Annotated in this window: 27 protein-coding genes and 1 tRNA gene; 4 read left to right on the top strand and 24 right to left on the bottom strand. The window is 51.5% G+C overall.

Annotated features, from left to right (window positions below):
* Nucleotides 1-205 precede the first annotated feature (205 nt).
* The 5 genes from QOS46_RS08815 to efp all read right to left on the bottom strand — a co-directional run bounded on the left by QOS46_RS08815 (nt 206) and on the right by efp (nt 3,769).
* On the bottom strand, nt 206-817 hold the full coding sequence (locus QOS46_RS08815; protein ID WP_283608981.1) for an ABC transporter ATP-binding protein: 612 nt from the start codon (nt 815-817) through the stop codon (nt 206-208).
* Nucleotides 814-1,575, bottom strand: a complete 762-nt coding sequence (locus tag QOS46_RS08820; RefSeq protein WP_283608982.1) for an ABC transporter permease — start codon at nt 1,573-1,575, stop codon at nt 814-816. The genes QOS46_RS08815 and QOS46_RS08820 overlap by 4 nt, the downstream gene beginning before the upstream one ends.
* Nucleotides 1,572-2,618: an ABC transporter substrate-binding protein gene (locus tag QOS46_RS08825; protein WP_283608983.1), complete on the bottom strand. Its 1,047-nt coding sequence runs from the start codon at nt 2,616-2,618 to the stop codon at nt 1,572-1,574. Before QOS46_RS08825 ends, QOS46_RS08820 begins: the two co-directional genes overlap by 4 nt.
* A 100-nt stretch (nt 2,619-2,718) precedes the next feature.
* Nucleotides 2,719-3,153: a CD1247 N-terminal domain-containing protein gene (locus tag QOS46_RS08830; RefSeq protein ID WP_283608984.1), complete on the bottom strand. Its 435-nt coding sequence runs from the start codon at nt 3,151-3,153 to the stop codon at nt 2,719-2,721.
* A gap of 58 nt (nt 3,154-3,211) precedes the next feature.
* Entirely contained in the window at nt 3,212-3,769 is a 558-nt protein-coding gene (efp, locus tag QOS46_RS08835) for an elongation factor P (RefSeq protein ID WP_283608986.1), read from the bottom strand.
* Between the two features lie 267 nt (nt 3,770-4,036).
* Here efp and QOS46_RS08840 point away from each other — a divergent pair, with 267 nt between their 5' ends.
* The gene (locus tag QOS46_RS08840) at nt 4,037-4,765 is read left to right on the top strand and encodes a flagellar brake protein (RefSeq protein ID WP_283608988.1); all 729 of its coding nucleotides are present in this window, start codon (nt 4,037-4,039) and stop codon (nt 4,763-4,765) included.
* A gap of 105 nt (nt 4,766-4,870) precedes the next feature.
* On the opposite strand, the gene pta is transcribed toward QOS46_RS08840, so the two are convergent.
* The 5 genes from pta to rpsU form a co-directional block, all read right to left on the bottom strand.
* A complete protein-coding gene (gene pta / locus QOS46_RS08845) occupies nt 4,871-5,842 on the bottom strand; it encodes a phosphate acetyltransferase (RefSeq protein ID WP_283608989.1) in 972 nt (323 codons plus the stop codon).
* Nucleotides 5,843-6,112: 270 nt separating this feature from the next.
* The gene (locus QOS46_RS08850; RefSeq protein ID WP_283608991.1) at nt 6,113-7,201 is read right to left on the bottom strand and encodes a M24 family metallopeptidase; all 1,089 of its coding nucleotides are present in this window, start codon (nt 7,199-7,201) and stop codon (nt 6,113-6,115) included.
* A gap of 21 nt (nt 7,202-7,222) precedes the next feature.
* Nucleotides 7,223-7,660, bottom strand: coding sequence for a type II 3-dehydroquinate dehydratase (gene aroQ, locus QOS46_RS08855; RefSeq protein WP_283608993.1), 438 nt, complete (start codon nt 7,658-7,660; stop codon nt 7,223-7,225).
* Entirely contained in the window at nt 7,657-8,187 is a 531-nt protein-coding gene (locus QOS46_RS08860; RefSeq protein WP_283608995.1) for a YqeG family HAD IIIA-type phosphatase, read from the bottom strand. Before QOS46_RS08860 ends, aroQ begins: the two co-directional genes overlap by 4 nt.
* Nucleotides 8,188-8,280: 93 nt before the next feature.
* The gene (gene rpsU, locus QOS46_RS08865) at nt 8,281-8,457 is read right to left on the bottom strand and encodes a 30S ribosomal protein S21 (RefSeq protein ID WP_009060718.1); all 177 of its coding nucleotides are present in this window, start codon (nt 8,455-8,457) and stop codon (nt 8,281-8,283) included.
* A 200-nt stretch (nt 8,458-8,657) separates the two neighbouring features.
* Between rpsU and QOS46_RS08870 the strand changes: the two genes are divergently transcribed.
* A tRNA-Trp gene (locus QOS46_RS08870) sits at nt 8,658-8,733 on the top strand.
* A 208-nt stretch (nt 8,734-8,941) separates the two neighbouring features.
* On the opposite strand, the gene QOS46_RS08875 is transcribed toward QOS46_RS08870, so the two are convergent.
* The 7 genes from QOS46_RS08875 to pdaA form a co-directional block, all read right to left on the bottom strand.
* A complete protein-coding gene (locus QOS46_RS08875; RefSeq protein ID WP_283608998.1) occupies nt 8,942-9,655 on the bottom strand; it encodes an ABC transporter ATP-binding protein in 714 nt (237 codons plus the stop codon).
* Nucleotide 9,656: 1 nt separating this feature from the next.
* A complete protein-coding gene (locus QOS46_RS08880) occupies nt 9,657-10,418 on the bottom strand; it encodes an ABC transporter ATP-binding protein (protein ID WP_283609000.1) in 762 nt (253 codons plus the stop codon).
* A 3-nt stretch (nt 10,419-10,421) separates the two neighbouring features.
* Entirely contained in the window at nt 10,422-11,426 is a 1,005-nt protein-coding gene (locus QOS46_RS08885; protein ID WP_283609002.1) for a branched-chain amino acid ABC transporter permease, read from the bottom strand.
* A 16-nt stretch (nt 11,427-11,442) separates the two neighbouring features.
* Nucleotides 11,443-12,324, bottom strand: coding sequence for a branched-chain amino acid ABC transporter permease (locus tag QOS46_RS08890; protein WP_283609004.1), 882 nt, complete (start codon nt 12,322-12,324; stop codon nt 11,443-11,445).
* 81 nt (nt 12,325-12,405) lie between these two features.
* Nucleotides 12,406-13,584: an ABC transporter substrate-binding protein gene (locus QOS46_RS08895; RefSeq protein ID WP_283609005.1), complete on the bottom strand. Its 1,179-nt coding sequence runs from the start codon at nt 13,582-13,584 to the stop codon at nt 12,406-12,408.
* Nucleotides 13,585-13,952: 368 nt separating this feature from the next.
* The gene (gene trmB / locus QOS46_RS08900) at nt 13,953-14,618 is read right to left on the bottom strand and encodes a tRNA (guanosine(46)-N7)-methyltransferase TrmB (protein WP_283609007.1); all 666 of its coding nucleotides are present in this window, start codon (nt 14,616-14,618) and stop codon (nt 13,953-13,955) included.
* 284 nt (nt 14,619-14,902) lie between these two features.
* Nucleotides 14,903-15,706 carry a delta-lactam-biosynthetic de-N-acetylase gene (gene pdaA / locus QOS46_RS08905; protein ID WP_283609009.1) on the bottom strand — a complete coding sequence of 268 codons (804 nt, stop codon included), beginning with the start codon at nt 15,704-15,706 and terminating at the stop codon, nt 14,903-14,905.
* A 402-nt stretch (nt 15,707-16,108) separates the two neighbouring features.
* On the opposite strand from pdaA, the gene QOS46_RS08910 reads away from it, so the two are divergent.
* Both QOS46_RS08910 and QOS46_RS08915 read left to right on the top strand, forming a co-directional pair.
* Complete coding sequence (locus QOS46_RS08910; RefSeq protein WP_283609011.1) at nt 16,109-16,600, top strand: RNA polymerase sigma factor; 492 nt, start codon at nt 16,109-16,111, stop codon at nt 16,598-16,600.
* A gap of 12 nt (nt 16,601-16,612) precedes the next feature.
* A complete protein-coding gene (locus QOS46_RS08915; RefSeq protein WP_283609013.1) occupies nt 16,613-17,518 on the top strand; it encodes a DUF3298 and DUF4163 domain-containing protein in 906 nt (301 codons plus the stop codon).
* Nucleotides 17,519-17,618: 100 nt separating this feature from the next.
* Here the strand turns inward: QOS46_RS08915 and QOS46_RS08920 are convergent, their stop codons facing one another.
* The 7 genes from QOS46_RS08920 to QOS46_RS08950 form a co-directional block, all read right to left on the bottom strand.
* On the bottom strand, nt 17,619-17,834 hold the full coding sequence (locus QOS46_RS08920) for a helix-turn-helix domain-containing protein (RefSeq protein WP_326521345.1): 216 nt from the start codon (nt 17,832-17,834) through the stop codon (nt 17,619-17,621).
* 546 nt (nt 17,835-18,380) lie between these two features.
* Entirely contained in the window at nt 18,381-18,611 is a 231-nt protein-coding gene (locus QOS46_RS08925; RefSeq protein ID WP_283609015.1) for a hypothetical protein, read from the bottom strand.
* A 128-nt stretch (nt 18,612-18,739) separates the two neighbouring features.
* Nucleotides 18,740-19,621, bottom strand: a complete 882-nt coding sequence (gene lsrF, locus QOS46_RS08930; RefSeq protein ID WP_283609017.1) for a 3-hydroxy-5-phosphonooxypentane-2,4-dione thiolase — start codon at nt 19,619-19,621, stop codon at nt 18,740-18,742.
* 190 nt (nt 19,622-19,811) lie between these two features.
* Entirely contained in the window at nt 19,812-20,942 is a 1,131-nt protein-coding gene (locus tag QOS46_RS08935; RefSeq protein ID WP_283609019.1) for a substrate-binding domain-containing protein, read from the bottom strand.
* A gap of 69 nt (nt 20,943-21,011) precedes the next feature.
* On the bottom strand, nt 21,012-22,046 hold the full coding sequence (locus tag QOS46_RS08940; RefSeq protein WP_283609021.1) for an ABC transporter permease: 1,035 nt from the start codon (nt 22,044-22,046) through the stop codon (nt 21,012-21,014).
* Nucleotides 22,043-23,068, bottom strand: a complete 1,026-nt coding sequence (locus tag QOS46_RS08945) for an ABC transporter permease (protein ID WP_283609022.1) — start codon at nt 23,066-23,068, stop codon at nt 22,043-22,045. The genes QOS46_RS08940 and QOS46_RS08945 overlap by 4 nt, the downstream gene beginning before the upstream one ends.
* Nucleotides 23,065-24,606: a sugar ABC transporter ATP-binding protein gene (locus tag QOS46_RS08950; protein WP_283609024.1), complete on the bottom strand. Its 1,542-nt coding sequence runs from the start codon at nt 24,604-24,606 to the stop codon at nt 23,065-23,067. Before QOS46_RS08950 ends, QOS46_RS08945 begins: the two co-directional genes overlap by 4 nt.
* Between the last annotated feature and the right edge of the window lie 95 nt (nt 24,607-24,701).

The raw sequence follows: 24,701 nt of genomic DNA on the forward strand, positions 1-24,701 counted from the left end.
TGCCGATTTCTTCCCCCGCCTCCGGCGGAGGAAGAAATCGCTATTTTGCTATAATGCACTTTTCAAGTGAATCAGCTATAACTCATAGAGTATATCACAACTGCACAACAAAAGAAATACGAAAATCGTTAAAATTGATGTGACCCAGATCAATTCGACAGCGCAAAGTACTCTCTTTTCCCTATTATCCCGAAAATAAATCTCATTATTGCGTGTTTTTCTCTATGCGGGAAATGACACGCAGCGGCGGTCCATCCAGAAAATAAATCTGGTCGGAAAGACGCTCGGCCTCCTCGCGGTTGTGGGTGACAAGGAGTTTCAGCGATTCGGGGAACGACTGCTGTAACAGTGATGCCATTTTCTGAGCTGCCGCCTGATCGAGCGCGTGAAACGGCTCATCGAGCAGCAGCACCTCGCCGCCGTAAGCCAAGGCTCGCGCGATTGCCACCCGCTGCCGCTGACCGCCGGAAAGCTCTCGCGGGTACTGCCCGGCATATGGCAAAAGCCCCACGCGCGAAATCCACTCCAGCGCCGCTTGGGTCTGACCCGCAGGCAGCACCAGCTCCACGTTTTCCTGCACCGTTGCCCAGGGCAAAAGTCGACTTTCCTGAAATACATACGAAATCCGTTTGCCGGAAAGGCCCGCGATTCTTCCGCTTTCAGGCTTAAGGATTTCTGCAAGGCAGTTTAAAAGCGTCGTTTTTCCACACGCGGAGGGACCGAACAGGCAGACCGTACCGCGCTCGGGCAGTTCCAGAGAAAAATCCTGCAGTACGGCACGCTCCCCGTACTTCTGATTCAGATGCTCGATCTTCACAGCTTTCCCTCCCCCCAGGGTATGCGGCGGATTCCGGCCAGCAGCAGCCGCTCCAGCATCACGCTCAGCACAATGACCACCGCTGTCCATGCAAACAGATCGGTGGTATCCAGATATATCTTTGCGCCGTAAATCCGGCCCCCGATGGAACTTCTGGTGTTGGCCAGAACCTCTGCCGCCACGCCCGCTTTCCACGCCAAACCAATTCCGGTGGTAAAGGCTGCCGCAAGATACGGCGCAATTGTCGGCAGATAAATGTACCGCAGCGTTTTCCACCGCCCAAGGCGGAACACACGTGCCATTTCCAGCAGCTCGCGGTCAGCCGCCGCCACACCCTGGCAAACGTTGCCGAACACGATGGGCAGAACAATCAGCCCCGCGATAAACGACGGAACCCTGGCCGACTGCAGCCACACGAGCGCGAGGATAATAAACGAAGCCACCGGAGTTGCCTTTATCGCGCTAAGCAGCGGGTAAATGAGCTGATACAGAAAGCGAAACCGGCTGCAAAGCGCCCCCAGCACGACCCCCAGGAGAGACGCGCATACAAATCCGGCCGCCACGTTGCGCAGCGACACTCCGGCAGAAATCCAGAAATCCACCTGACCCGACAACTCAAAAACACGGGATAAAGTTTGGGCAGGAGATACCAGAAGGATCTCCTGTCCTACACTTTGATATAACAGCTGCCAAACCACAAGCCAGAACGCCGCTACGCCAAAGGCGCGCGCCGCCCGGCCAATCGCATCCCGGCTCATCCGGCTGTATTCAGGTAATAAAAGTCATCCTTCGGGAACACGCCGCCGATGGATTTGGGATTATAATCGTAAAGCACCTTGAGAAAATCCTCTGCTTTCACCCGCATATCATTTCCGGCAATAAAAACGATATTGCAATTCGGAATCGCCTTCTGTGCGACCGCCGCAGGCATAATATCATATTTTTCAGACAAAGTACCTGCGGGCTGCGGATTTTGATTCACATACTCCACAGATTTCTGGTATTCAGACAGGAAGCTGTCGAAGGCGGCCTGATTCTGCTTCACAAACTCGCTGCGCACGACGAGAGCGCCCATCGTGAGAACGCTTGAGCCCTGATCGGCCTTCTCAACGGCTTTTCCCCACTCCTTTGTCAGGTCCAGCGCAGACTTTAGCTTCGCGTTCTTGGCGGTCACCTGAGTCACAAAGGGCTCAGGCAGAACCGCGGCGGTTATTTTACCTGCAAGAAGCTGCGACGCTACCTCGCTGTGCTCGGCAAGGTAGTCAACCTTCACGTCACCCTTAATTCCATTTGCTGTCAGGATATAATCCAGCGCGTATTCCGGCACTGCACCCTGACCGGAGGAAGTAACGGTTTTGCCCTTCAGGTCCGCGACGCTCTTAATGCTCTCATCGCTGGTAACCAGATACAAAATGCCCAGTGTGTTGATTGCGGCAAGCTGCACTCCGCCCTTTGTTTTGTTGTACAGGGTCGCCGCCAGATTGGTAGGAACCGCAGCCGCGTCCAGCTCGCCGGAAATCAGCTTGGCTACAACCTCATCGGGGCTGCCCGCCACGGTAAAGGTGTAATTGTTCGCGGCGGTCTTTTGGTCGTTATTCTCCATCACCTGAAGCATACCGAGGCCTGTAGGCCCTTTCAGCACGCCAACACGCATTTGCGTTTTCTCTGCGGCAGACGCCGCGCTGCTCTGCGGTGCTTCGGCCGCGGAGGAAGAAGCGGCGGGTTTGCTCGCGCAGCCGGCAGAGGCTGCCAGAAGCGCCGTAGACAGTACCAGTGCCGCAATTTTTTTGATCAGTTCCATAAAATCCCTCTTTCCGTAACTGTCGACTAACTATTATTTCGCGAAAAAACCGGTGCACACGGCACCGGTTTTTCCCAAAAGCAGGAATTCCCGCCGAATATTAGTGATGCTCACAGCCGCAGCTGCATCCCTCTTCTTCTTCGTCTGCCAGGCTCTCAAGATCGAACTCCAGGTTTTCACCGCAGTTCGGGCAGTCGATGTGGCCTTCATTGATGATGTCCTCTGTCAGGCACAGCGTTTCGTTACAGGCCGGGCAGGTTACTTCGTAATAGCAATCATCGTCATCAGCATCATAATCCTCGTCGTCATCCTCGTCGCCGTAGAAATCATCCTCCAGCGTACCAAGATCCTCGTCAACAGCATCGAGCTGATCCGCCAGCTCTTCGTGATCTGCTTCGATATCCGCCAGTGTCAGCGCAATATCATCCAGCAAATCAATAATCGCATTGATTACCTTAACCTCTTTTTTGTCCGTGTCCAGCTCAAGTCCTTCGGTCAGGCCGCGGATGTAAGCTACTTTCTCTGTGTTGGTCATAATGATGCCCCCTTTTCACATTAATATATCATAAACTTCTGTTCAGAAAGATTATGCGTTATGCACGCTCCATATATTCACCAGTTCTGGTATCGATGCGAATCATTTCTCCCTCGTCGATAAACAGCGGCACGCGGATGACTGCGCCGGTTTCCAGTGTAGCAGGCTTGGTGGCGTTAGTAGCGGTATCGCCCTTAAAGCCGGGATCTGTTTCGGTGATCTGCAGCTCAACAAAGTTGGGCGGCTCTACCCCAAACACATTCCCTTTGTAAGACAGCACCTTGCACTCCATATTCTCTTTTACAAAGCGGAAGTTATCACCCAAAACAGACTTGTTGATCGGAATCTGCTCGTATGATTCATTGTCCATGAAATAATACAGATCGCCGTCACTGTACAGGTACTGCATGTCCTTGCGTTCCACAAAGGCGGACGGGTATTTATCATTGGGGTTAAAGGTTCTTTCTGTCACAGCGCCGGTAATTACATTTCTAATTTTGGTACGGACAAACGCCGCGCCTTTTCCCGGCTTGACGTGCTGGAATTCTATAATGGACACAACGTTGCCGTCCATTTCAAAGGTCACGCCATTGCGAAAATCGCCTGCTGATATCATGGGTTTGATTCCTCCAAATTATTATTTACTATTCCATAGTTTATAATATTTTTTCCCTTTTTTCAAGCATTATCTGATAAAGTTTAGAAATCATGCCGATTGCGACCGCTTTTTAAAATGAGATTCGAATGAAAATTTTTCTAACGGTTTTCTTAAATTAGATAGTGTGTTTGCGCTGAGCATGGTATAATAAAAGAAAATGGAATTTAGGTACCCAGAGAATTGCTCGGCCTGCATTCCCATACAGTGTGGGAAAGGAGAACTTTCATGAGATCATCTTATATCAACCCCGGTGATAAAGTAAGCATTAGTGTTATCGTCAGCGACGGTCCCAAACGTTCTTACATGAGTTATATCGACACCATTACGGATGAGCAGACCCTTCTCATTTACACCCCGATTTTCAAAGGGCAGGTCATTCGGCTTTCTACATATGAGGACTATGAATTTATTTTTTATGCTCAAACCGGGCTTTACCGCGCGGACGGTAAGGTTGTGGCCAATCTGGTGGAAAACAACGTGGCGATCGTGAAAATCCAGATTGGCCGACTGGAATCAATTCAGCGCCGCGAATTTTACCGGGTGAACACAACCTTTGAGTTTACCTATACGCGCCCCATGCTCGGAGCTGACGAAGCAGGAAATCTTCCCCTGTACCCCGCAACGGCCGAGAACCTCAGCGGAGGCGGAATGTGCTTTCTTTCCCCTACTCTTCTTTCGGAGGAGGAGCCTGTTTACTGCACCCTGCCGCTGAAAGACCAGACAATTACCGTTGAGGCCGTTGTGCTGCACACCGATTCGCCGGATGATTCCAGAGAGATATATGGAATGTATGAATACCGGGCTCGATTCTATTTTCCCGAAAAACGCGATCAGGAAGCAGTCATGCAGTTTGTGTTTGCCAAGCAGCGTGAAATTCTGCTTCGGCGCAAAATGCAGTTTGAATCCGTGGATTCCGTCGATGACAGAAGTCAGGGTTCTTCACGCCGGCGATAAGCCCGCCGAACCGCCTTACCATACAGCAACAACGAAGCCGCCATACCGGATCATCTCCGGTACGGCGGCTTTTTGCCGGGATTTTGATTCGCGCTGCCGCGGAAATTACTTCTGCGCAGCAGTGATAATCGCCATCTTGTACACTTCCTCGGCGTTGCAGCCTCTGGACAAATCGTTGATCGGAGCGTTCAGACCCTGCAGCAGCGGGCCGTAAGCCTCAAAGCCGCCCAAGCGCTGGCCAATCTTGTAGCCGATGTTGCCGGCATCCACGTCGGGGAAAATAAAGGTGTTGGCCTGGCCTGCAACAGGGCTTCCCTTCGCCTTGGTTTTTGCAACCGCGGGAGAGAACGCCGCGTCAAACTGCAGCTCTCCATCCACCGGGAAATCGGGGTTCAGAGCCTTTACCTTTGCGGTTGCGTTTTGCATCAGCGTGACAGAGTCGCCCTTGGCGGAGCCAAAGGTGCTGAAGGAAAGCAGAGCAACCTTCGGGTCGATGCCAAACAGGCGGGCAGTGCGAACCGTTTCCACCGTGATCTCGACCAGTTCATCCTCATTCGGGGAGATGTTGATCGCGCAGTCACCCATCGCATATTTTTCTTCTTTTCCGTCCTGCTCTCTCAGCATAATAAAGCAGCTGGAAACAATCTTGTTGCCGGGCTTTGTTTTAATCAGCTGCAAAGCGGGGCGAACCGTATCTGCCGTGGAGTAGGTGGCGCCGCCGAGGAGGCAATCCACATAGCCGATCTTTACCAGCATGGTGCCGAAATAGTTGGATTTGGAAAGCGCAGCGCGGCAAGCGTCGGCATCCATCTTCCCTTTTCTCAGCTCAACCATCTTGTCAACCATTTCATTAAACTTTTCGAAATTGGCGGGATCTACAATCTCAATCCCCTCAATATCAAATCCGCCTTCTTTTGCGGCGGCCTTAATCTCCGCCGGGTCGCCAAGCAGCACCGGCACGACAATCCCCTGCTGATGAAGACGAGCGGCCGCACTCAGAATCCTGGGTTCCGAACCTTCGGTAAACACAAGCCTTCTGTTCTTGCCCTTCAGCTGTGCAATCAGCTCTTCAAACATGTCACTTTTCCTCCGTTATTTACATATTACAGCCTTTATCCTTAGACTTCTGCGTTTTTTATTATACACCCCGCCAGTTGACAATATCAACACTCTTTTGACTTTTTTAAGACGGAAAAGCAGGTTGTGACTGTTTTTTTACTGGTTCCTACCAAAAACCTCAGGCGCAAGCCGAGGCTTTCCTTCGGTTTGCGCCTGAGAGAATATTGAAACAGAATTCCTACTGCTCAAGGAACCGTAAAAGGGAGCAGCCATACGACTGCTATCGCTCTATAAAATCAGCAGCATCTTGTCGGAGGCTGTCAAATTTTCGCAGCCGTGCTCGGTGACGGCGATCATATCTTCAATGCGCACACCAAACTTTCCGGGCAGATAAATGCCGGGCTCTACGGTAACCACCATACCGGGGCGCAGCACCTCCTGGCAGGTGGGGGAAAAGTTCGGCCATTCATGAATCTCTACTCCTACGCCGTGGCCGGTGCTGTGCCCGAACGTGCCGGGGTAATCTTTGTCGATGATGTCGCGCGCGGCACGGTCAACCTCGCTGCACACAACCCCGGGCGCCGCCTTTTCAATGGCGGACAGCTGAGCCGAAAGCACCGTATGATAGACCTTCTCCTGCTCTTCGGACAGATGCCCCATGCCGACGGTACGCGTCATATCGGAATGGTAGCCGTCCAGCAGCGCGCCGATGTCCATGGTGACAAGGTCGCCCTGCTCAATTTTCTTTTCGGAGGGAACGCCGTGGCACAGCGAACCATTCGCGCCGGAAACGACAATCAGATCAAACGCCACGCCCTCAGCGCCGCTGCGGCGCATGAAGAACTCGATCTCAAGCGCAACCTCGCGCTCCGTCAGGCCGGGGCGCAGCATGTTAAGAATATGCGAGAACGCAGCGTCCGTAATCGCCTGCGAATCGCGAATCTTCTGCAGCTCCCGCGGTGTTTTGATCGCCCGCAGGCCGCGCAGCAGGCGGTCCAGCGTGTTGTCCTCCACCGTTTGTGCCCCCATAGTGCCGAACATTTCACGGTAGGTTTTCGCGTCCGCCAGGCTGAGCCCGGCATTTTCCACCAGAACCCGTTTGATTCCGTGGCGCTGCGCAATCTCGCGGAAGTTTTCCGAAAGGCGGTTCATCAGCACCACCTTGCAGGATTTGACCTGCCGCTCGGCTGCCTCAAAATACCGGAAGTCCGTCAAAAAATACGATTCCTTCGGCGTAATGAGTACCCAGCCGGCCGACGAGGGAAAGCCTGTGAGGTACAGTCGATTCTGTGGCGACGTCACCAGCGCGGCATCTGCCTCCTTCTCCAGCACATGATCCCGCAGCACCTGCTGCAGCTGTTCCACTGCTGTTTTCATGAAGTAAGATCTCCCTTCTGATTACATCAGGCCTTTCAGCGCCTCCAGCGCCAAAAAGTAACTATGCTTGCCAAAGCCGCAAACCACGCCGGCGCACACCTCCGACAAAACGGAATGAGCGCGGAACGGCTCTCTGGCAAACACATTCGACATATGAGTTTCAATAAATGGAATCCGCAGGCAGGCAACCGCGTCCCGCAGTGCGTAGCTGTAATGGGTCAGCGCTCCGGCATTGAGCACCACGCCGTCAAAAACTCCCTTGGCTCCGTGAATCTTGTCAATCAGCGCACCCTCCCAGTTGGACTGGAAGATTTCACATTCAAATCCAAGCTTTTCCGCGTATTCACGGATCTGCATTTCGATACTCTGGGCAGTTTCATCACCGTACACACCCTTTTCACGGATTCCCACCATGTTTAGGTTAGGGCCCAATAACACCAGCACCCTCTTTTTGCTCATGCTTTTCCACTCCCGTCTGTTTTCTTTCGCTCTGCCTGACGCCGTTGGATTTTGCTGCGGATCGGCTCCTCCAGACGCCTGCGCACCCGGAACGACACGCTGGTTTCCGGGTCACTGGGACGCAGCAGAATCGATTTAACTCCGGCCACATTCGCGCCCATCACATCGGTAAAAACCTGGTCGCCCACCGCCACCGCCCGGCTGCGGGGAACACCCAGAAAACGCGCCGCGCGCCAATAGGCAAACGGCAGCGGTTTCATCGCCACGCATAAAAAAGGAAGATCGTACTTTTCTGCGAACGGTGCAACCCTATTTTTAAAATTATTCGATACAATCACAACCGCAAGCCCCGCCAACCGCATGGCATGGGCCCATTCCACGGTTCCCACAAGGGGAACCGGCGAGCCATGGGTGGCCAGCGTATTATCCACATCCAGAATAATTGCACTCGCACCCATTTCTCTAACCATCTCCGGCGTAATGTCGGTAACTCTGTCCACCGCCGCCGTAGGCAAGAACAACGACATACCGTCTCTCCTCTTTTCAAACAAATCTGCCCCACAAACCCTTAAAATGGTTAAAAAAGCGGGCTGAATCAGCCCGCTTTTCATCCATTCAACTTACTTAAACTTGCGCTTACGTGCGGCTTCGGACTTTTTCTTCCGCTTTACCGAAGGCTTCTCGTAAGCTTCTCTCTTACGAACCTCGGCAATCACTCCGGCTCTAGCGCACTGCTTCTTAAAACGTCTCAGAGCACTGTCCAAAGATTCATTGTCTTTGATTCTGATTTCAGCCATTTATTTTCCCTCCCCTCCGCCACCAGGCAGGGGTATTAGTTATCCCGTATAACATAAAAATAATTATACCGGCAGAAAAGAAAGATGTCAAGTGGTAAGGAAGAATCTTTGCCGAGGAAAAAATGCAAAGGGATATTGACAGAACCCCTATAAAATGATACTATAATACCCGCACTAGTCATTTTTGCAGTATTTAACATAGGGGTATAGCTCAGTTGGTAGAGCAGTGGTCTCCAAAACCACGTGCCGAGGGTTCAAGTCCTTCTGCCCCTGCCATAAAATGCGTTTCACATTTGTGAAGCGCATTTTTCTTTATCCCCTGAAAATTTTTCTCCTTAGGCATCTGCTTTATCAAATTATTTACAATAAAAAATAATTGGTTATTTCGATTAACCGTTTCCGTGCCTTTACAAAAAAGCGCCGTATTTTCAAGCGAAAATGCTACAAAAAAAGCCTGGAATATTCCAGGCTTTTTTATCTGTGATTATCCGCCCAGATAGGCCTTGCGCACCTCTTCGTTATCAGCTAGCTCGAGGGTGTCACCAGACATGACGATCTTTCCGGTTTCCAGAACATAGGCGCGGTCCGCGATTTCCAGAGCCTTTTTTGCGTTCTGCTCAACGAGCAGCACGGTCACGCCGGATTCATTTACATCGGAAATAATCTTGAAGATTTCGCCCACCAGAAGCGGTGAAAGACCCATGGAGGGTTCATCCAGCAGCAACATTTTTGGCCGACCCATCAGTGCACGGCCAATGGCCAGCATCTGCTGCTCGCCGCCCGAAAGCGTGCCCGCCGCCTGCTTGCGGCGCTCTTTCAAACGCGGCAGCCGCTCGAACACCATATCGTAATCCTCCGAAATACCGGAGGCATCACTGCGAATATATGCACCCATCTGCAGATTTTCCATCACTGTCATACGGGAAAACACACGGCGGCCCTCCGGAACATGAGCCATGCCAAGTCCCAGAATTTTATGCGGCTCCGTGCTGAGCAGATCGTGATCGCAAAAATGCACACTGCCGCCTTTGGTCTTAACCAGCCCAGAAATCGCGTGCAGAGTCGTCGTCTTCCCCGCGCCGTTTGCACCGATAAGCGTGACAATCTCGCCCTGATTCACTTCAAAAGAAATTCCTTTAATTGCCCGGATCGAGCCGTAGTTCACAACCAGATCCTGAACAGACAGCATTGCTTCCATTTTATTCCCCTCCCAGATACGCCGCGATCACCTTGGGGTTTTTGCGGATTTCCTCCGCGGAACCCTCCGCGATGATTCTGCCGTAATCCAGCACCACCAGGCGCTGGCAGATTCCCATGACAAAGCTCATGTCATGCTCGATCAAAAGGATGGAAATAGAGAAACGGTCGCGGATAAGCTGAATGGATTCCATCAGCTCGCGCGTTTCAGTAGGATTCATACCGGCGGCCGGCTCATCGAGCAGCAGGACCTTCGGAGATGCCGCCAGAGCGCGGGCAATCTCGAGTTTTCTCTGCTGGCCGTAGGGTAGGTTTTTCGCTTTAGACTCCGCGTGATCCTGCAGGTTAAAGACCGAAAGCAGATCCATCGCGCGCTCAGTCATGGCTTTTTCTTCCTTCCAGTAAGAAGGCAGGCGCAAAATGCCCGACAAAGCGGAGTATTTCATCTGGTAGTTCATCGCGATGCGAACATTGTCCAGAACCGAAATATCCTTGAACAGGCGGATATTTTGAAAGGTACGCGCAATTCCGCCGCGGGTGACATCGTAGGTCTTTTTGCCGATGATGCTTTTCCCCTCGAGCTCAATCGTACCTTCCGTAGGCTGATATACCTGCGTCAGCAGGTTGAACACGGTCGTCTTGCCGGCGCCGTTCGGGCCGATCAGACCCATAATCTGATTTTCTTCCAGTTGAAAATTGACGTCTTCCAAGGCGCGCAGGCCGCCAAACGCAATTCCCAAATGCTTCGCTTCCAACAGCGGCATCCGTTACGCCCCCTTTTCTCCGCCTGACGCGGGATTCTTTTTCGTTTTATTGCCTTTTGAGCCGCTCAGTTTTCCAAACAGGCGGGTTAAAGAGAATTCGTATTGCCCCAGCAGGCCGGAGGGGCGGAACAGCATGACGCAGATCAGCACGACCGAGTAAGCCAGCATGCGGTAGCTCGAAAAATCACGCAGCGCTTCCGGCAGAATGGTAAGCACCGTGGCCGCGATAACCGAACCGGTAATGGAGCCCATGCCGCCCAGAACCACCATGACGAGAATTTCGGTAGAATAGTTAAAATCAAATTTGCTGGGGTTCAGGATGCCGATGTGATGCGCATACAAACCACCGGCGATTCCGGCAAAAAACGCCGACATAATAAATGCCAAAAGCTTGTAATAGGTTGTGTTGATACCAGACGCCTCGGCGGCGATTTCATCCTCACGGATAGAAATCACCGCACGGCCGTGCCGGGTATGGATAAACGCAAAAATAATTGCAACGGTCAGCACCGCCAGCAGGTATACCCAAGAAAAATTCGTCTCTCTGGGAATTCCACGCAAGCCTCTGGCGCCGCCGGTAAAACCAAGGTTAATAATGACTACGCGGATAATTTCCCCGAAGCCCAACGTAATGATCGCCAGGTAGTCACCCTTCAGGCGCAGAGCGGGAATACCGATAATCAGGCCGAACAGTGCAGCCGTCAACCCACCAACAAGAAGCGCAGTCGGGAAGCCAAGAGAATCCGGCAGCCCGGCGTGCAGGGTAACCAGCGCGGCGGCATAAGCGCCGACCGACATAAAGCCGGCATGCCCCAAAATCAGCTGGCCGAGAAAGCCGGTGGAAAGGTTTAGACTGGCCGCCAAAATAATATTGATACAAACCATAATGAGGATACCGGAATAATACGAATTCAGCACACCGGCACCCGAAAGCCCTGTGACCAGGGCGTAAATCGCCAAAATCAGGGCAAGGATCACACCGTAAACGGCGACTTTTTTTCGATTCATGCTTCTTTGCGCCTCCTTAAACCTTTTCGCTGACGTTCCTGCCGAGCAGACCCGCAGGACGGACCAGCAAAACAAGAATCAGGATGCCAAAGACAACCGCGTCGGTAAAACTGCTGGAAATATAGCCTTTCGTCAGGCTTTCCGCAACACCCAACACATAGCCGCCCAGCATAGCGCCGGGAATGCTGCCGATGCCGCCCAGAACAGCCGCAACAAAGGCTTTCAAGCCCAAGAGGCCGCCCATATAAGGGGTAATCATTGGATATGTGTTACAGTACAGCACTGCGCCCACAGCCGCAAGACCGGAGCCAACGCCAAATGTAAACGCGATGGAGTGATTCGTGTTAATGCCCATCAGCCTGGCTGCGTCGGCGTCTTCCGACGTGGCACGCATCGCCTTGCCAATTTTGGTTTTATTAACAAGAACGCTCAGACCGATCATCATAGCCACAGAGGTGAGAATATTGATGATGCTGCCCGACGGCACCTGCAGAGAACCGGCCTGCAGTGTTCCCAAGTCAAACATAGCGGGAATCGTTCTGCCGCTGGAGGTAAACAGCAGCTGCGATAAATTCTGAAGAAAAATGCTGACGCCGATTGCCGTGATCAGCAAAGAAATTCGGGGTGCTTTCATATTGATCAGGCGGCGGTACGCGACGCGTTCAATGAACACACCAGCAACCACACAGAACAAAATAGAGCCCAAAACCGCAGCCCAAAGAGGAACGCCCGCCACCGTTAGCAACAGGAACATCGCGTATGCGCCCACCATAATAATATCGCCGTGCGCAAAGTTAATGAGCTGAACGATTCCGTACACCATGCTGTAACCTAACGCAACAAGGGCATAGATACTGCCCAGCCCCAAGCCGTTAATCACCTGTGAAATAAACCCCATGTCCGCACCTTCCTTGATTCGATACGGCAAAAAGAGGGTGATGCAATCGCCCTCTTTTCACCAGACTATCACAGTTATTACTTATTTCGAATAGTATTCGAGGAACTTATAGGCTCCGCCCTTAATCTGAGTAATTGCAGCCTGCTTGATCGGGTTGCGATTCTCGTCATAAGTGATTTCACCGGTCAGGCCGCTGTACTTAATCGCTGCCATTTTCTCAACAACCGCTTTGGAATCGGTCGTGCCGGCTTCTTCCATCGCCTGCACCAGAATGTGCAGAGCGTCGTAGCCCAAAACAGCAAACTGATCCGCTTCTGTGTTGTACTTGGCTTTGTAGTCTGCGAGGAACTTCTGCAGGGCCGGGTCAGTGGATTCCGAAGAATACTGGCTGCAGAACAAAGAACCTTCCACAGCGGAAGCATTGTCTTTGCCAATCTGCTTGATCACGCCATCCCAGCCGTCGCCGCCAAGCAGGGTGGATTTAATGCCCAACTGTCTGGCCTGTGTTGCAATCAGAGCAACATCTTGGTAATACACCGGAACAAAGAACACATCGGGGCTCTTTGCGGAAATCTTCGTCAGCTGCGATTTAAAGTCAACATCATTGGTGGTGTAGCTCTCTTTCGCAACAATCTCCAAACCAAGGTCTTTGGCAGTCTTTTCGAAAGTCTCTGCCAGACCGACGGAATAGTCGTCAGCCATATTATAAATAATAGCAGCGGTTTTTGCGTTCAGCTTCTTGCTTGCGTAGTTCGCCATCAGGTCTCCCTGGAAGGGATCGGTGAAGCAAGCGCGGAATACGTTCGGGCCTGCCGCAGTAACATCCTCAGCAGTAGCGGTAGCGGAGATCATCGGAAGGCCGCTCTTTACCGCCTCAGGCGCAACCGCCAGTGTTGGGGTGGAGGTAACATCGCCAACCAGTGCGACGGCCTTGTCGTTCTGCACCAGCTTATTATAAGCATTAACGGCCTCGGTTGCGTCGCCCTTTGTATCGTAAGAAATATATTTGATCTTTTTGCCCAAAACACCTTTGCCTTCGTTAATCTGATCAACCGCCAGCTGAACCGCATTATTTACCGCAGTACCGTAAATAGATACGCTGCCGGTTAGGGGAGCCAGACCACCAATTACAATCTCACTTGCATCCGTATTTGCAGCGGCACTGGAAGAGCCGCTTTCCGCTGGCTTATTGCCGCAGCCGGTCAGTGCAGTACCCATCATTACCGCAGCCATTGCAGCGGCCAAGATACGCTGTTTCATCGTGTTTCCTCCTAATAATAAATATTAATATAATATCATCGGCTGAGCCGAAAATACATATTCGCGGACCCCTCTTGTCCGACTTCCCCTTTTCCATTGCTGTGAAATCAACCGTGTCAAAGGTAGCCAATACCATGCTTTAAAAAATAAAAAAGATACCGTGTCACTTTGAAAAAGCGACCAGTCGAAAGCGAAACTTTTCTTTAAAAAATCTTTTTCAAATTATACTCCTGCCAGGCAACTTTTGCAACTGAAACGTAAAAAAATGCGTTTTGTTCTCTGCTCGTGTTCAATTTCTTTCAACATTTACGGTTTTTTTAGTATCACTGTTGAAAATACGAAAGTCTACATGGCAAAACCTGCAAAAATCACTTTTTCTTCTCCCAACGAGCCACCGCCGCCTTAATGGGAATGCCCTGCGCGGAAAACATCAGCTCATGCTCCGTGGAAGGGCTCTCAAACCACTGCTCCGCATGAAGATTCTGCGTAGAACGCAAAAGCGTAAATCCGCCCTCTTTAAAATACCGCAGAGTAGCAAGGTACAAATCCTCGTCATCCGTTTTAAAATGGATCTCCGCCCCGTCGGCCAAAAAAGCCTTGTACAGCTCCAGCTGATTCGGATGCGTCATGCGCCGCTTATGGTGCCGCACCTTTGACCAGGGGTTGCAGAAGTTAATGTAGATTCGCTCTACCCGGTCGCTTTGGTTCACAATTTTAGGCATGTCCTCAATATGATGCGCCATGAGCGCCACATTATGAACCGGTTTTTCCTGTTCCCCATATGCTGTTTCCAGATTTCTGCGCGCAACGCCCAGAACATCCGGGCTTTGATCGACTCCGATATAGTTAATCTCCGGATGCAAAGGCGCAAGCTGGGCCAAAAAGACACCCTTGCCGCAACCCAGTTCCAGATGGATCGGATGTTTCTCCGGAAACCATTCGCTCCAGCGGCCCTTCCACTCTTCGGGACTGCCAATAAAATACGGACAATCGGACAGCTCCGGGCGCGCCCAGGCTTTTTTTCTCATTCTCATTGTTTTCCACCGCCGACAGCCGCACGAACCTTTCGCCGGGCCTAAGCCGTCTTGGAAGCGCGGCCGGTGTTTCATTTTTTCACGCAGCCGAAGAAAACCGGCATGTGAATCAACTTTTCTATTGTAATGCACACAGCGCGAAAATGCAAGCATTTCCGCTGTATTTTGACAGGTTCCTGCGTTTGCGTGCGCAAAAACGCCGGGAGCCAAAAAGCCCCCGGCGTTTCTTCCGGCACCGCGCGGCGGAACCATTTTTTTATTAGAATTCGGAAAAGAAAAGTGTGTTAAGAAACAAGCTCATCCAACGTTCCAAAGGTATAGCCCTGATTTTTCCACTCGGTAATTAGCTGATCCAGAATCTCCGCATTTGTTTTGGACGTGCTGTGAAGCAGCACCACCGCCCCGGGGTGAATCCGCGTTGTCAGCTTCTTCATCGCTTCTTCATGGCTGGGCTGTTTGTCAACGTACCAGTCTACGTAAGCAAGGCTCCAGAAAATCGTGCGGTAGCCCAGCTCGTTTGCCATTTGCAGGTTTTCCTTGCTGTACTTTCCCTGCGGCGGGCGGTAGAATTTCTTCATCGTCTGCCCGGTTGCCGTTTGGTAGGCGTCCTCCAGCGAGTTGATTTCCTTCTCAAACGAAGCCTTATCCTGAATCTTCGCCATGTCCGGGTGGTGGAAGGTATGGTTGCCTACAATGTGGCCTTCCTCCGTCATGCGCTTGACGAGGTCGGGGCTGGTATCAATATAATGCCCCACCACAAAGAACGCCGCCTTGACATTCTGCTTTTTCAGAGTATCCAGAATGGAAGCAGTGTAGCCGTTCTCGTACCCGCAGTCAAAGGTAAGGTACACCTTTTTCTGGCTGGTGTCACCAATGTAAAACGCGTTATAGGGCTTTAATTCCGCTTCGCTTGCGTCCACCACAGGAGTGTTCCCCTGCGGTCCCTGAAAGCAGAGCCCCCAGCTGACAGCCCCGCCGGTTTCCACCGCTGTTCTCGCGGTAAAATGGTAGGCCAATGGCCCGCCGATCAGCAGCAGGCAGCACACCAGCGCCACAGCCACATGTCTTTTTTTTAAAATCAAATACATTCTCTCACTCCCTCTGACTCTCAGGGCAACTGCCTTTTCATCGAATACGCCGCTTTGGAATGGAGTCCCCCGGTCATTGTGCTGTTAATTCTTTCCTCTTTGACTCCCCGGCCGCCGTACCTTTTAGATTCTCCTTCTAATTTATGAAGTCTCGCCCCATTTTATGATTGTTTTTCTCCTTGGAAAGCCATTCGCATTACCATGCATTTTCTCCTGCCGATCCGGATCTGCTTCTCCCTTCTTTCCTAATATGGAACGGAATTCCTTCGGACAATCTTTCTCAACATATCATAAAAAAATAAAAATTTTTAAAGTCTAAAACTTTTTCCATAGGCCCCAGCGTCTATTTGTTGTAAGATAAATGATGGCGCCATCAGATACGGGAAGGAGCATTTCGTACGAATGGGTGACAGCAATACACAAGAGATGATAGAAAAATACATTATTTTGAATCAGAATCAAATTTATACGCTGGCTTTCAGCTATGTTCATAACAAAGACGACGCGCTCGACATTGTACAGGAATCGATTTACAAGGCCATGACTGGAAAACAAACGCTGAACAAATCCGAATCCATCCGCCCCTGGATTTACCGGATTGTGGTCAATACGGCGCTGGATTTTCTGCGCCGCAAAAGACGGGAAGCCGAACCGGACGAGGACATTCTTTCGCGCGGGGAAAACGCCTCCGATGACCATTACGAGGATATTGACCTGAAACGGGCGCTGGACAGTCTGCCGGACATGTATCGCAGCATTGTCGTCCTGCGCTATTTTGAAGATTTGACGCTGGACGAAATCGCGGGGATTCTCAACGAGAACCTCAGCACCGTGAAAACGCGTCTTTACAAATCGCTGAAGCTACTGCGTGTGGAAATGAGCGAGGCAGAGTAAGGAGGAACCCTCATGAACAAACAGGATTTGGAACAGCTGAAAAATCAGTACCAGAATACACCGATCCCGAAGGAACTGGATTTTGTGGTTCGAAAAGCATTGCAGGAAAATGGAGGAATCGCTATGGATAACAAGCACAGCCATAAAGGACTGAAAATAGCAGCCGCTTCTGTCGCCGCGGCCTTTGTTGTGATCACGGCCGGAGCAAATATAAGCCCTGTATTCGCGGCCACAATGGGTAACGTGCCGGTCGTCGGTGGAATTGTAAAGGTGCTTACCTTCCGGGAGTACGCAATGGATGACGGTACCTATCACGCGGACATCAAAACACCCGCTGTGGAGGGTCTGGAAAGCAACAAACCGTTGGAAAACAGCCTGAACCAGAAATATATGGAGGAAAATAAAAAGCTGTTTGAGCAGTTTGAATCCGAGGTTGCGGAGCTGAAGAAAAACGGTGGCGGACACCTTGGCATAGACAGCGGATACGAGATAAAGTGCGACGATGATACCCTTCTTTCGATTGGCCGCTATGTCGTTAACACAGTCGGCTCGTCCTCTACTACCATGAAATACGACACTATTGATAAAAAAAATCAGGTGCTGATCACCCTGCCCAGTCTATTTAAGGATGAACAGTATGTCGAGGTCATCAGTAAAAATATTCGACAGCAGATGATCGACCAGAACAAGGCCGACCCGGATAAGATGTACTGGGTAGAAGGCGTCGACAGCGGTGAAGGCACCGAGCTGTTCCAGAATATTTCTGCGGAGCAAAACTTTTATATCAACACCGACCACAAGCTTGTGATTTCGTTCGACAAGTACGAAGTGGCGCCCGGGTATATGGGCGTTGTGGATTTTGTGATCCCAACTGATGTAATTGGTGATCTGCTGGTGGGCAGTAATTATATCCGCTGATATCAGAAAATAAAAAAGGAACAGCCGCGCGGCTGTTCCTTTTTTATCTAGTACGAAAAGTGGAAACCTAGTCCCCGAAAACGGCAACGGAATTTCTTCTTTAATCCAGTAATTTCTGATAAGATACGCCTAATACCCTTGCGATCACCTTTAATTCAATATCCGTGACAAAGCGGTCTCCGCTTTCTATCCTCTGCACTGCATTTTTATCTACATCCAACCCGGCAATCTGCAGCATATCCGAAAACTGCTTTTGAGAAGTTTTTTCCGGCAACTGTTCACGAAACTCCTTGATACGTTTCCCGCTTGCTTCCATCGGGAGCTTTGTTTTTATACATAGCATCTCACCAATCCGTGACATTTGCTAATTGTCATTGAGCAAATTATGATATGATCTTCACCAAATGTCAATATAGCAAAAAAGAAGCGTACCCAAAGGATACGCTCCTATTTTCCTGCGTTTCCCGCACAGAGATTTCTGCTTGCGCAGGCTTGCCCCTCATGCCGGGGCGGGCACTTACTTTCGCCGCGAGGCGAAAGTAAGCAAAGACTCGCCAAAGGACACCTTTGGAATCCGTTTTGGGAACAGTTTCGGACAGCGTCTATGACAGTCACCGTTAAGGCGCTCCATTGAAAATGCCCACTCTCCTGAATTACAAAAGAAAGAAGCTGACAGCTCTCGTCCGTCGGCGGTCATTTTCAGAGCGCTCTCGTTGGCTCGCAGCTTTTGGACACGGAAATTTCCACTCAGGCTGTTTCCGCATAAGAACAGGCAGTGCAGGCTCGACGAATGGAGTGCGAAGCGGAATTTTTTCTCCACACTCTCCCCAAACTGAAGTGCAGGTTTAACCTGCACGCCTGCTTATTCCAAAGTTTCGCCGATTCCCTCAATAATGTCGAAGAATTCCTTGGATTCACTCACAACCAGAATCGGCTCCTTGAAATTCAGCGCATAAATACCGATGTAGCTTTTCGCATCCACAATGATGCTGCCATCCATGGAATGCAGGCCCACGTTCTCGGGGCATTTTGTTGCAAAATACTGGAGCTGCTGCAATTCTTCAATGGTATGGAATTTTTTCTTTTCAATCATATGATTCACCCCGTTTATTGATATGGAAAACACCGAAAGCCCCTATCCAAAAACAGGATAAGGGCATACGGCTTCGTCGTGTTTTTCTCCCCGCCGCCGAGTCCGGCATTAGAAAGAAACTACTGTTTTTACAGGTGGGTCGCGTTCTGATAGAATTCAAAGGCCTGTTTGTCGGTAAAGCCATGGTGTACGATCTTGCCAATCGCTTCCGCCATTGCGGCGGGATGCTCGCTCTGGAAGATATTGCGTCCCATATCAAGGCCGCGCGCGCCCTCGCTGATCGCGTGATACGCCAGCGTAAGAGCTTCGTCCTCCGGCAGCTTTTTGCCGCCCGCAACTACGATCGGAACCGGGCAGGCCGACACGATCTCTTCAAAGTTCTCGCAGTAATACGTTTTAATAATGTTTGCTCCCAGCTCTGCCAAAAGGCGGGTTGCCAGCTTAAAGAACCGATCCGTCCGCTCCATCTGCTTGCCAACCGCCACAACACCCATGGTGGGGATTCCATAGCGCAGGCCCGCGTTGATGCTGCGGGACAAATTATCCAGGCTGGAGAGCTGGCCGTCCGCGCCGACGAAGGTCTGCACGGCCATGCAGTCCGCGTTCATACGGATGGAATCCTCAATGTCCACGGCGATCACTTCGTGAGAAAGATCGTCGTTGAGCATGGAGGAACCGGAAGTGGTGCGCAGCGCAATTGCTTTTCGGCACTCCGGGGGAACGCAGGTGCGAAGCGCGCCGCGTGTGCCCATTAGAACATCTACATGGGGCAAAAGCTCGGGAATCAGCAGGTCGAGTCGTTCGAGGCCGGCGGTGGAGCCCATGAAATAGCCATGGTCAAAGGCGAACATCACCGTGTTTCCGCTTTTGGGGTCGAAAATATTGGCAAGGTGCTTCTTCATACCCCAATCCAAACTGTTTGAACCTTTCACATGAAAACCACCTTGATTGGCGAAAGGCACCTCCACATGATAATCCTTTGCAACTTTGTTGCCGTCTTTGTCAGCCATAATCATTGATCTCCTTTATCCATTAAAAGTCCGAAAAACACGAATCTCCCGTCAAAAACAAAGCCTTTGTTCTTGTTCCCCGCCTATGGCGAGGAACAAGAACCGTCCTAGCTCCACTGCTTACAGGGAATTCGCAGTTAAATCGCCGTCTTCCATTCGTTCACCGGGCCGGGAACCGAAATCCGGTCGTTTAGAAGTTGTATTTGTCCACGTTGGCCGTGGTGAATACCACGCGCTCCGGCAGCAGAACAACGCCGTTGTTGGTATCGCCGGTCTTCGCGCCGGATACCAGGCTGTCGTTGGCCTTTACTTCTACCTTGCCAATACTCGGGATGTCAATCGTGTCACCCACCTTAACGGTGTTGCCGGCAGCCAGGTAAGCAGCCAGGTAGCAGCCCATTGCACCCTGAATTCCGCAATCCCACAGACCCCACTGCTCAATGACGTTTGCTTTTGCATAGTCACGGATGGAGTTCGGGGAAGCAAAACCGGTGATGGTGATTTTGTCCTTGGTCAGGCCCTTGTTCTGAGCAGCCTTGAGCTGGCCGGGCAGAGCAGTGGAGTCGTTGCAGATGATCAGGTCAATATCCTTGTTCGCTTCCAGGATGGAGGAACCGATGGAAACGGCCTTTTCTGCATCCTGCTCGGAATAGTAGTTGCTGGGGGCTACGTTTTCCCAGTTGGGATAGTTCGCTTTAATATAAGCCTCGCCCGCTACCTGCCAGGAGTTCTGGTCGGCAACAGTCGCCTGAGAATAGTGCCAGCAATATTTGATTTTGTCTTTCTTAATGTCCTTGCCTCTCTTGGTCAGAGAATCGGCACCCATGTCAACCAGCATTTTGCCGAGGATGTCAGGTGTGCCCTGAGAAACCATCAGCGTACGGGCGTCGGAGGATACGTCGGAATCCCATGTTGCCACGGTAATGCCGGCATCCTTCGCCTTTTTCAGCACAGAATCCAGGCCGGTGGCATCAACGGAAGAAATGCAGATGGCATCCGCTCCGCTGGCGATCGCGTTGTTCACGACCTGTACCTGGTCGGCCACGGCTGCACTCGGGCTGCCTTGATAGCTGACGGTAAAGCCCCATTCTTTGGCGTACTTTTGCGCGCCGGTATTTGCGGATTCAAAGAACGCGTTGCCGGTCAGCTTCGGAATAAATACAACTGTTTTGCCTGCCACACTTTTCGTTCCGGACTCTGCGGTAGACGCCGCCTGAGAAGTAGTCCCGCTGGATGCAGCGGGTTTTTCGCTGCTGCCACAGCCCGCAAGCGGTAAAGACGCCATTGCCGCTGCAAGGACAAATGCAAGTACCTTTTTCATAAAAGAGCCTCCTGATTTTTTATTTGCATGGCTTATAATGCCAAAACGCACCGGAATAAAAAGAAACACTCAACTCTTCAGCCTCGAAGGGCGAGAGAATTTTCCGGCCATCAGCCGAATGACCTTGGGGTTTGCCGAGAGGGCGCGGCCGGTGATGACGATCAGCAGCAGGAGCCCCACGGGAATGTCGAGATACTGCGTGTTGATCTTAAAGCACAGCGGCAGGCCGAAGCGCAGGATACCAATAACCAGTGCAGCCAGTGCGGTGCCGATGACACTGCCCCTGCCGCCGGTGCTGAGTGTACCCCCCAACACAACCGCAGTAATGATCGGCAGGGTAAACGTTACACCGATGTCACTCTTGGCCGTGCCCAGATACGAGGTAAGCACAATGCCGGCAATCGCGGCGCTGATCGCCGAAAGTACGTAGGTACTCAGGATGATCAAGCGGCTGTTAATGCCGGAGTATTCCGCGGCCCTGGGATTAATGCCGATCAGGAATACCTTACGACCATATTTTGACCGGTGAAGCAGAAAATACGCAATCACCGTGAGCCCCGCGAAAATTAATACCTGACTGGGGATGACGCCGAACAGCTTGAATGAAGCGATCTGGGTAAAGCCGTCGGGGAATCCGCTGATGCCCTTGTAGCTCTGCGTTGCAGAAAGCTTTGAAATCAGAAGTGCGATGCCGCTGTAAAGGAAGCTGCCGCCCAGTGTAACCACCATGGGCTGCACTCCGCAGTATGCCACAAAGAATCCGGAAAGCGCACCGCACAGCGCGGCCACGCCGATCCCCAGCACGCAGGAAACCCAAATATTCATCCCGAAATCCTGCCATGTAACGCCGACTACAATGGATGTGAGGCCCACGATGGACGCCACCTGAATATCGATACCGCCCGTGATCATAACAAACGTGACAAACAGGGAAATAATGCAGATGGAGATAATATCGTTGATGCTGCCCAAAAGGACATTCGGCATCAGGAATTTCGGGTTTTTCGCGCCGAAAATGACAAATTCCAGAATTAAAATCAAAAGCAGGACAAACTCCCAGCTTTTCGTTTTCTGGCCAAGGCGCCCAAACAGGCTTTGCTTCATGATGCAGCTCCCCTTTCCTTGGGTTCCTCCTCCAGCGGGCCAGACCGCGAGGCCAGGCGCGCATGCCGGGTTTTTACAGCGGCACGGTTCTGCGCCACCGCGTCAACTACAACGATCACGATTAGAAGAATACCGGTAATGGTATTGTCGTAATCGGACGAGAAGCCGAGAAACACCAGAATACGGCTGATGGAGGACATGATCACCGCACCGATGGATGCGCCGATTAAGCTGCCGAGACCGCCGGAAAGACTGACGCCGCCAAGTACGCAGGCCGCGATGGCTTTCATTTCGTAGCCGTTGCCCGCTGTTGGGGTAATGAAACCGATACGCGAGGAATACAGCACGCCGGCTACCGATGCAAACAGCCCGCACAACACATAGGCCATAATCTTGGTCTGCATGGTCGGGATTCCGACCATAGTTGCGCCCGCCGGGTTATCGCCAACTGTGATAAAGTATTTACCGCGCCGTGTTTTAGTAAGTATTAAATGAGAAGCAATTACCAGCACCAGCGCCGCCGCGTAAAAGGTGGTCAGCTCGCCTATGAGCTTCACGTTTGCCAGCTTGGTAAAGCCGGCAGGCAGGTTTTCCACCCACGCGCCGCCGGTATACACATACACCAGTCCACGCACCAGGCCGTTCGTACCGAGAGTAAAGATCAAAGAAGGAATTCCCAGCTTTGCGATTCCCAATCCATTGAACAGGCCAACCAGGCAGCCTATCAGCACTGCCGCCAGTACGGCGACGATTCCGCTGCCGCCGTCACGCAGGATTGTGGAAGAAACCGCCGCGGAAAGGCCGAGCGTGGCACCGATGGAAACATCGATTTCACCGGTCAGGATGACAAAGGAAATTCCCACGGCCAGCATGGTGAACACCACGCTGTCATTAAAGCAGTTGAACAGGCTCGTTGGTGTTAGAAAGTCACTGTTGACGAGACCCACCAGGCCAAAGAGAAAAATCAGAAAGAAAAGGCTGCTAATTTCTCTTGCCTTGCCCAATTTTTTCAGCAGCGTCATGAAACCACCTGCTCTCTCGAAATCACGTCAAACGCAGCTGCCATCAGGTTATCCTGGTTGATCTCCTCTTTGGAGAACTCCCCGTTGATTCGCCCTTGATATACGGTTACCGCGCGGTCAGACAGTTCGACAATCTCCTCCATATCGGAAGAAATCAGCATCACCGCTACCCCCTGCTCCTTGAGCTGGTGGATGATTGAATAAACTTCGCCGCGCGCCACGGCGTCAATGCCGCGGGTGGGTTCGTCCAGAATGACCAGCTTTGGTTTCGTAGAAAGCGCTCTGGCAATGACCACCTTCTGCTGGTTTCCACCGGAAAGGCTGCCGGTCAGCTGATCCTGCCCCGTTGCCTTAATTCGGAAATGTTCAATATATTCCTGCGTCAGCTCCTGCTCCGTCTTGCGGTTGAGAAACACTTTGCCCATTACCATACGGTTCAGAATCGCAGAGGTGGTGTTGGCGGCGACATCGCTGATCTTAAACAATCCATTTAGGTGACGGTCTTCGGGAACATAGTTGACGCCGGCTTCCAGAACTTTTTTCGTGGAAAGACCCGTAATATTCTTCCCATCCAAAATCGCCTGGCCGCCCAAAACCTTGTCCCGACCAAAAATGGTTGTGGCCAACTCGGTACGGCCCGCGCCAACAACGCCCGCAACACCGAGAATCTCGCCGGGGTAAATCTTCAGGTTAATCCCGCGGAAGCCGTAGCCCGAATAATTCACCAGCTCAAGTACGGGCTTTGCGTCCTTGTAATTCAGCGCGGCGGCACTGGCGGTTTCTTTTATCTCCTGCTCCTGCATGTTTGGGGGCAAAAGCCCTTTAACAAGCATCTCGCGGGTAAAGTCACCAATCGGCCCGTGCAGCGTAATCACGCCGTCGCACATAATCGCGACGTGGGTGGCAATATCAAACACCTCCGTGAGGCGATGAGTGATGTAGATCATACCGATTCCTTTTTTCTGCAAATCGCGGATGCAGCGGAACAGGCTTTCTACTTCATCAAAGGTTAACGCACTGGTCGGCTCATCAAAAATCAACAGCTCTGCGTTGCGCAGCAGGCCGCGAAGAATTTCTACCAGCTGCTGCTCAGCAATGGAAAGGCTGCTCGCTTTTCTGGTTAAATCCAGATGCCAGCCGATGTCATCCATCAGCTGCGTCAGCCGCCGGCGAAGCTCTGCGCTGGGTGCGTCGAACCCGACGCCGACAAGAATATTTTCTTCTACCGTCATGTTGGGGAAAAGCATCGGTTCCTGGGGTACCATATAAATACCATGCGTTAAAGCGACGGACGGCTTGGTCAGCAACACTTTTTCGCCCCGGATTTCAATTTCACCCTGGTCCGGCTGATAAATGCCCATAATGATTTTCATTAAGGTGCTTTTTCCCGCTCCGTTTCCGCCGATCAGGGCCAGAATCTCACCGGAGTGAATCTCCAGATTGATTCCTTTCAGCACCTGGTTCAGGCTGAACATTTTGCAGATTCCACGAACACTCAGCAAAGACTGGCCGGAACGTTCTGTTTGGGATTGCGCCATTTTTCCCCCTCCATACACCATAGACTCGTAGGCTTTCTACAAAATACCTGTTTTTGTGCGCCAATTTAAAACAATTGTTTTTAATACGAATTTTT

Origin of the sequence: Faecalispora anaeroviscerum, from assembly GCF_947568225.1 — a bacterium.
Lineage (GTDB): Bacteria > Bacillota > Clostridia > Oscillospirales > Acutalibacteraceae > Faecalispora > Faecalispora anaeroviscerum.

Bases quoted from the DNA above. Each gene is read 5' to 3' on its own strand.
- QOS46_RS08880 (WP_283609000.1), bottom strand. From the start codon at position 10,418: ATGCCGCTGTTGGAAGCGAAGCATTTGGGAATTGCGTTTGGCGGCCTG.
- rpsU (WP_009060718.1), bottom strand. From the start codon at position 8,457: ATGGCTGAAATCAGAATCAAAGACAATGAATCTTTGGACAGTGCTCTG.
- QOS46_RS08890 (WP_283609004.1), bottom strand. From the start codon at position 12,324: ATGGGGTTTATTTCACAGGTGATTAACGGCTTGGGGCTGGGCAGTATC.
- aroQ (WP_283608993.1), bottom strand. From the start codon at position 7,660: ATGAGCAAAAAGAGGGTGCTGGTGTTATTGGGCCCTAACCTAAACATG.
- QOS46_RS08830 (WP_283608984.1), bottom strand. From the start codon at position 3,153: ATGACCAACACAGAGAAAGTAGCTTACATCCGCGGCCTGACCGAAGGA.
- QOS46_RS08920 (WP_326521345.1), bottom strand. From the start codon at position 17,834: ATGGAAGCAAGCGGGAAACGTATCAAGGAGTTTCGTGAACAGTTGCCG.
- QOS46_RS08840 (WP_283608988.1), top strand. From the start codon at position 4,037: ATGAGATCATCTTATATCAACCCCGGTGATAAAGTAAGCATTAGTGTT.
- QOS46_RS08910 (WP_283609011.1), top strand. From the start codon at position 16,109: ATGGGTGACAGCAATACACAAGAGATGATAGAAAAATACATTATTTTG.
- QOS46_RS08860 (WP_283608995.1), bottom strand. From the start codon at position 8,187: ATGTCGTTGTTCTTGCCTACGGCGGCGGTGGACAGAGTTACCGACATT.
- QOS46_RS08875 (WP_283608998.1), bottom strand. From the start codon at position 9,655: ATGGAAGCAATGCTGTCTGTTCAGGATCTGGTTGTGAACTACGGCTCG.
- lsrF (WP_283609017.1), bottom strand. From the start codon at position 19,621: ATGGCTGACAAAGACGGCAACAAAGTTGCAAAGGATTATCATGTGGAG.
- pta (WP_283608989.1), bottom strand. From the start codon at position 5,842: ATGTTTGAAGAGCTGATTGCACAGCTGAAGGGCAAGAACAGAAGGCTT.
- QOS46_RS08940 (WP_283609021.1), bottom strand. From the start codon at position 22,046: ATGAAGCAAAGCCTGTTTGGGCGCCTTGGCCAGAAAACGAAAAGCTGG.
- QOS46_RS08820 (WP_283608982.1), bottom strand. From the start codon at position 1,575: ATGAGCCGGGATGCGATTGGCCGGGCGGCGCGCGCCTTTGGCGTAGCG.
- QOS46_RS08885 (WP_283609002.1), bottom strand. From the start codon at position 11,426: ATGAATCGAAAAAAAGTCGCCGTTTACGGTGTGATCCTTGCCCTGATT.
- trmB (WP_283609007.1), bottom strand. From the start codon at position 14,618: ATGAGAATGAGAAAAAAAGCCTGGGCGCGCCCGGAGCTGTCCGATTGT.
- QOS46_RS08945 (WP_283609022.1), bottom strand. From the start codon at position 23,068: ATGACGCTGCTGAAAAAATTGGGCAAGGCAAGAGAAATTAGCAGCCTT.
- QOS46_RS08895 (WP_283609005.1), bottom strand. From the start codon at position 13,584: ATGAAACAGCGTATCTTGGCCGCTGCAATGGCTGCGGTAATGATGGGT.
- QOS46_RS08915 (WP_283609013.1), top strand. From the start codon at position 16,613: ATGAACAAACAGGATTTGGAACAGCTGAAAAATCAGTACCAGAATACA.
- QOS46_RS08950 (WP_283609024.1), bottom strand. From the start codon at position 24,606: ATGGCGCAATCCCAAACAGAACGTTCCGGCCAGTCTTTGCTGAGTGTT.
- QOS46_RS08935 (WP_283609019.1), bottom strand. From the start codon at position 20,942: ATGAAAAAGGTACTTGCATTTGTCCTTGCAGCGGCAATGGCGTCTTTA.
- efp (WP_283608986.1), bottom strand. From the start codon at position 3,769: ATGATATCAGCAGGCGATTTTCGCAATGGCGTGACCTTTGAAATGGAC.
- QOS46_RS08825 (WP_283608983.1), bottom strand. From the start codon at position 2,618: ATGGAACTGATCAAAAAAATTGCGGCACTGGTACTGTCTACGGCGCTT.
- QOS46_RS08850 (WP_283608991.1), bottom strand. From the start codon at position 7,201: ATGAAAACAGCAGTGGAACAGCTGCAGCAGGTGCTGCGGGATCATGTG.
- QOS46_RS08925 (WP_283609015.1), bottom strand. From the start codon at position 18,611: ATGATTGAAAAGAAAAAATTCCATACCATTGAAGAATTGCAGCAGCTC.
- pdaA (WP_283609009.1), bottom strand. From the start codon at position 15,706: ATGTATTTGATTTTAAAAAAAAGACATGTGGCTGTGGCGCTGGTGTGC.